Raw genomic sequence first — 7030 nt, 5'->3', positions numbered from 1 at the left:
TCACCCGGCCCGCGAACTCCCCGTAGGTGAGATCGGTGCCCTCGAACGACACCGCCACCCGATCCGGATAAGCGGCCGCCGCACGCTCGAACCCGTCCAGCAGCAGACTTTCCGGCAACGCGTGTTCCGTGGCGTTCCACTCCGCCAGCACCCGCGTCCGCTCGGCGGGCGCCAGGATCTGCAGATCACCCACCGCGGTGGTGGGCGCGGCGACGATATCGGACAGCAACCGGACGAAGCGGTCCGCGAAGCCCTGGGCCGTGGCCCGGTCGAACAGCGCGGTGGCGTAGGTCAGATAGCCGGCCACGCCCTGCGGGGTGCCCGTCTCGTCGTAGGTGTCGCCGAGCAGGAAGTTCAGGTCGTACTGCGAGATCTCGGTATCGACCTCCACCCCCGACACCGTCAGGTCCGGCAGCTCCAGGCTCGCCCCGCCGATGTTCTGGAAGGTGAATCCGACCTGGAACAGCGGATGCCGGGCGGTGGACCGCGCGGGGTTCAGCACCTCCACCAGTCGTTCGAACGGCACATCCGCGTGCGCGAAGGCCTGGATGTCCAGCTGCCGCTGGCGGGCCAGCAGTTCGGTGAACGCCTCGCCGCGATCGACCTCGGTCCGGAACACCAGGGTGTTCACGAACATGCCGATCAGATCGTCGAGAGCCTGTTCACCGCGACCCGCCACCGGGGTGCCGATGGCGATATCGTCGGTGCCGGACAGCCGCGACAGCAGCACCGCCAGCGCGGTGTGGACCACCATGAACAGGGTCGCGCCCTGTTCCTGGGCCACCCGCTGCAATCCGGCATGGGTTTCCGGGTCGATCGCGAGCCGCACCCGGCCGCCGGTGAACGACTGCACCGCCGGGCGCGGCCGGTCGGCCGGCAGATCCAGCTGATCCGGCACACCCGCCAGCGCCTGCCGCCAGTACCCGATCTGCTGCGCCGCCAGCGACTCCGGATCCGACTCGTCACCCAGCAGCTCACGCTGCCAGATGCTGTAATCCGCGTACTGCACCGGCAACGGCACCCAGCCCGGTGCTTCACCGGCGGCGCGGGCCGCGTAGGCGGTCATGATGTCCCGGGTCATCGGGCCCACCGACAGGCCGTCGCCGGCGATATGGTGCACCACCATCGCCAGTACGTACTCGCCGGTCATATCGGTGCCGTCTCCGGCGGCTGCGTCGGTCACCTGGAACAGGGCCACGCGCAGCGGCACCTCGGTCGCGACGTCGAACCCGGCCGACGCCAGCTCCGCCACCGCGGGCACGACGTCCGCGGCGGTCACCGGCCGCAGCTCCAGACTCGGCGCGGCCTGCCCGACCGGCAGGACCACCTGCACCGGGCCGGCTTCCGTCTCCGGATACACGGTCCGCAGCACCTCGTGCCGGGACACCACATCGGTGACGGCCTGCCGCAGCGCGGCCACGTCCAGCACACCCGACAACCGGATGGCCAGCGGCAGGTTGTACGCCGCCGAGGCCCCGTCGAACCGGTTGAGGAACCACATCCGCTGCTGCGCCAGCGATACCGGCGCCGCCTCGACGACCTCACCCGACAGCAGCGTCTGCTCCCGGCGCGGCTGCGGTACCAGCGCGGCCCGGCCGCCGGCCCCGGCCTGTTCCTGCACTCGCGCGGCCAGCGCGGACACGGTGGAGGCCTCGAACAGCATCCGCACCGGCACCTGGGTGTCCAGTGCGGCGCCGAGCCGGGCGGCGAGCTGGGTGGCGATCAGCGAGTTACCGCCGAGGGCGAAGAAATCGTCGTCGGCACCCACGCGCTGTACGCCGAGGACATCGGCGAACACACCGGCCACGATCTCCTCGATCGGGTTCGAGGCCGCGCGGAACTCGCGCGCCTGGAACACCGGCTCCGGCAACGCCTTACGATCCAGCTTCCCCGACGTGTTCAACGGGAACGCGTCGAGTTCGACCACGGCCGCCGGAACCATGTACGTGGGCAGCGCACCGCGCAGCGCCTCCAGCAGTTCGCCGGTGACGATCCGCGCGCCCGGTGCGGGCACCACGTAGCCGACCAGCTGCTCACCCAGATCGGAGCCCGCCACCGTGACCACGGCCTGGCTCACCTGCGGCTGCGCCAGCAACGCCGACTCGATCTCACCCAACTCGATGCGCTGACCACGGAACTTCACCTGGAAGTCGGTACGGCCCAAGTACTCGAGCACGGGCTCACCGTCGACCCGCGTCCAGCGCACCAGGTCACCCGTGCGATACATCCGCGCACCCGGATCGAACGGGCTCGCCACGAAACGATCCGAACTCAGATCCGGACGCGTCACATAACCGCGCGCCAGCTGATCACCGGCCAGGTACAGCTCACCCGTGACACCCTCGGGCACCGGACGCAAACGACCGTCGAGGACGTACACCCGGCTGTTCCACTGCGGCACACCGATCGGCACACTGCCCGACTCGACCCCGGTCGCCTGCCAATACGTGATCGACACCGCGGCCTCGGTCGGACCATACAAATTGTGCACCGCCGCATCGCTGATCGCATGCATCGCGGTCACGGTTTCCGGCGGCAGAGCCTCACCGATCACGAACACATGCTCGAGCGACGGGATCGAACCCGCCTCGGTATGCGCCGCGAACACCGTCAACATCGACGGCACGAAGTCCGTCACCGTCACATTCTGCTCAGCAATCACCCGAGCCAGATACGCCGGATCACGATGACCATCCGGCGTGGCGACGACCAGGCGCGCACCCGCCGCCAAGGGCAGGAAATAGCCCCACAGGGAGACGTCGAACGTGGTCGCGGTCTTCTGCAGATAGACATCACCCGTATCCATCGGGTATTGCGCAAGCATCCACGCGACCTGGTTACTGATCGCCGAATGCGGCACCGCCACACCCTTCGGACGACCCGTCGAACCCGACGTGAAGATCACATACGCGGTATTGCTCGGCCGCACCGGCGCCAACCGATCCGCATCGGACACCGGCGAAGCATCGAAACCACCGGTGTCGACAGTGTCGAGGGTGAGCACCGGAACACCCGCGACCTCGCCTACCCGACCGGCAACCGCGCCCACGCTGTCATCAGCCGACAGGTCGCCCCCGCGGACCGCCCGCGGGTCCCCCGCGCCGCCACCGGCGGACGACGGCTCGCCCGGACCGACGACTCGCGCATTCCCCGCGCCGACTGCCTGCACATCGGCAGTGGTCGACAACAGGCACACCGGTGCCGCCGTATCCAGGATGTAACCGATCCGCTCGGCCGGATGCGCCGGATCCAACGGCACATACGCACCACCCGCCGCCACCACCGCATACATGCCGACCACCAGGTCGACCGACCGCGACACCAGCAACCCGACCAACGACTCCGGACCCACACCCTGCGCGATCAGCAACCGCGCCAGACGATTCACCCTGCCCGCGAACTCCGCATACGTGAGATCGGTGCCCTCGAACGACACCGCCACCCGATCCGGATAAGCAGCCGCCGCACGCTCGAACCCGTCCAGCAGCAGACTTTCCGGCAGCGCATGGTCGGTGGTGTTCCACTCCGCCAGCACCCGCGTCCGTTCGAGCGGAGCGAGAATGTCGAGGTCACCCACCGGCCGATCTGGATCGCCGGCGATTTCGCACAGCAACCGCACGAAACGGTCCACGAAACCCTGGACCGTACCTTGGTCGAACAGCGCGGTGGCATAGGTGAAATATCCCGCTACGCCCGCGGCCTTGCCGGTCTCGTCATAGTTGTCGCCCAGGATCACGTTCAGATCGAACTGCGATATCTCGGTATCGAAGTCGACGCCCGATACCGTCAGACCCGGCAGCTCCAAGCTCGACTGCGCCAGATTCTGGAACGACAATCCCACCTGGAACAGCGGATGCCGCGCCTGCGACCGCGCCGGATTCAGCACCTCCACCAGGCGCTCGAACGGCACATCCGCATGTTCGTAGGCCGCGATATCGATCTCCCGCTGCCGCGCCAGCAGCTCCGCGAACGATTCACCCCGATCGAGTACGGTGCGCAGTACCAGCGTGTTCACGAACATGCCGATCACATCGTCGAGCGCCTGCTCGCCACGACCCGCCACCGGTGTTCCCACGGTGATGTCATCACTACCCGACAAACGCGACAACAACACCGCCAGCGCCGAATGCACCACCATGAAGAGAGTCGCGTGCTGCCGCTGCGCCACCCGCAGCAACCCGGCATGGACCTCCGCGTCGATCCGCAGCTCGACCCGGCCGCCCGCAAACGATTGCACGGCCGGCCGCGGACGGTCCATCGGCAGATCCAGCTGATCGGGTATGCCGGCCAGAGCCGATCGCCAATACTCGATCTGCCGCGCGGCCGACGACTCCGGATCGGACTCGTCCCCCAGCACCGCACGCTGCCAGATGCTGTAATCGGCATACTGCACCGGCAACGGCGCCCACGCCGGCGCTTCGCCCGTCGCACGCGCCGCGTATGCGGTCATGAGATCCCTGGTCAGCGGTCCCACCGACGAACCATCCGCCGCGATGTGGTGCACGACCACCGCCAGCACGAACTCGCCCGCCGGATCCGCCGCACCGGATGTGTCGTGCACGGTGAACAACGCCGCCCGCAGCGGCACTTCGGACGTCACGTCGAAACCGCCCGAAATCAACGTCGCGACCGCCGGGATCACCTCGTCGGCCGCCACCGAGCGGACCTCCAGCCGCGGCGCCGCATCCCCGGCGGGCAATACCACCTGCACCGGACCGGACGCGGTTTCCGGGTACACCGTCCGCAGCACCTCATGGCGCGCCACCAGGTCCGTGACCGCCAGTCGCAAGGCGTCCACATCCAGCTCCCCCGACAACCGGATGGCCAGCGGAATGTTGTACGTCGACGAACCCTCGTCGAAACGGTTCAAGAACCACATCCGCTGCTGCGCGGGCGACAACGGCACCCGCTCCGGACGCGGCCCCGCCACCAGAGCCGTACGGCTGCCCGAGGACCCGAGCTCGGCGATCCGTTCGGCGAATCCGGCGACGGTGGAGGCCTCGAAGAGGATGCGGGCCGGAATCGACGCGTCCACGGTGGCGCCCAGCCGGGCCGCTACCTGCGTGGCGATCAGTGAGTTACCGCCGAGCTCGAAGAAATCGTCGTCGGCGCCGACCGGGTCCGCCGGCTGCAGCAGATCGGCGAAAACGGCAGCGACCTGCTTCTCGAGGGGCGTCTCCGGCTCGCGGTACGCCTTGGTGCGCAACTGCGGTTCGGGCAACGCACGGCGGTCGAGCTTCCCGACGGGTGTCAGGGGGATCCGGTCCAGCACCGTGATACTCGCCGGAACCATATGCGCGGGCATTCGGCGCGCGGCCAGGGCGAGCAGTTCCTCGGTGTCGATGGTGGCTCCGCCGTCCGGATAGACGTAGGCGGCGAGGATGGTGCCACCGGCGCGCTCGTAGCCGACGGTGACGGCGAAGTTCACCGATTCGTGCTCGGCCAATACCGCGTCGATCTCGCCCAGCTCGATCCGGAAACCCCGGATTTTCACCTGGGAATCGTTGCGGCCCAGGTACTCCAGTGAATCGTCGGCCCGCCGGCGCACCAGGTCGCCGGTGCGGTACAGGCGGGACCCGTCCTCGGCGAAAGGATTGGCCACGAAACGCTGGGCGGTGAGACCCGGCCGGGCGCGGTAGCCGCGGGCCAGCTGGGCGCCGGCCACATACAGTTCGCCCGTGACTCCGGTGGGCAGCGGCGCCAGCCGTTCGTCCAGAACGTATTCGGTGACGCCACGGTTCGGCGTGCCGATGGTGACCGGTTCGTCGGGTTTCAGTGGATCGGTGATGTTGACCACGATGGTGGTCTCGGTCGGGCCGTAGCCGTTGAAGAACTCACGAGAACTGCCGTCGGACAAGGTGCCGGCCCAGCGACGCACCAGTTCCGGCGGGCATACTTCACCACCGACGATCACCGCCCGCAGATCGTTCAGGCCCCCCGGATCGACAGAGGCCAGCGCGGACGGCGTGAAAGTGGCATGGGTCACCCGCTCCCGCCGCATCAGATCGGCGAGTTCATCACCGCCGTACACGGTGGGGGCGACAACGACCAGGGTCGCCGCCGCACCCAGCGCCAGCAGCAGCTCGAACATCGAGGCATCGAAGGACAGGGAGACGAAATGCATCGTCCGGGAGGTGGTGTCCGCCCGTAGGCGTTCCCGCTGTTCGGCGCAGAACCCGGCCAATCCGGCATGGGTGACCACGACGCCCTTCGGGGTGCCGGTCGAGCCCGAGGTGTAGATGACATAGGCCGGGTGGTCGACCCGTAGCGGCCGCACCCGCTCGTCGAAGGACACCGGTTCGGCCGGGTACCGGGTGAGCCCGGCCGCGAACTCCGGCTCGTCGGCAATGAGCCACTCCACCGCGTCGGGCATCGCGGCGGCGTATTCCTGCACGGTCAGGCCCAAGACGGCGCCGGAATCGGTGACCATGTACGTGATGCGGTCGATCGGATAGTTCGGGTCCACCGGCAGGTATCCGGCGCCGGTCTTGGCCACCGCCCAGATCGCGACGACCGAGTCGATCGAGCGGGTGATCCCGATCGCCACCAGATCCTCCGGGCCGATACCGCGGGCGATGAGCAGCCGGGCCAGCCGATTGGACCGTTCGTCCAGCTCCGCGTAGGTGAGCCGGCCCAGGGTGCCGGAGGCATCGGCATAGCTGACCGCCACCCCCGCCGGGTTGGTCTCGACGGCCGTTGCCATGAGCTGGGGCAGGGTGGTTCCGCGGGCACGCCGGGTGCGGGTGGGCCGGGTGCGCACCGTTCGGGTCATGCCCAGATCACTTCCTGCCGACGGTCACGCTGTTCACCGACACCCGAACCCATAAACCCTGCCTTGTCTGCTCAGTGCGCTTGCTGCGGTGCACCCGCGGACGGTGCGGACCACACCGGTGAACCGGCCGCGCACAGAGCACGACGGCCCGTTACCTGGTTTCCGCCGACAGACCTTACATGCCCACCGCGAACAAATGGCGACCGCCGACAGCTCGAAAACCGGCCGGAACAGACCGGCGCCCGGCGTGTTGCACGC

At 68.4% G+C, this 7030-nt stretch carries 1 protein-coding gene; it reads right to left on the bottom strand.

Going from position 1 to position 7030, the window contains the following annotated elements; genetic code table 11:
- The coding region (locus QH276_RS18970; RefSeq protein WP_432278800.1) for an amino acid adenylation domain-containing protein at window positions 1-6760 on the bottom strand (6760 nt) is incomplete at its 3' end.
- Window positions 6761-7030 lie beyond the last annotated feature (270 nt).

Source organism: Nocardia carnea, assembly GCF_029869215.1.
Lineage (GTDB): Bacteria > Actinomycetota > Actinomycetes > Mycobacteriales > Mycobacteriaceae > Nocardia > Nocardia carnea_B.
The sequence above is the reverse complement of the archived record's forward strand: the minus strand, read 5'-3'. Positions and strand labels throughout refer to the sequence as shown.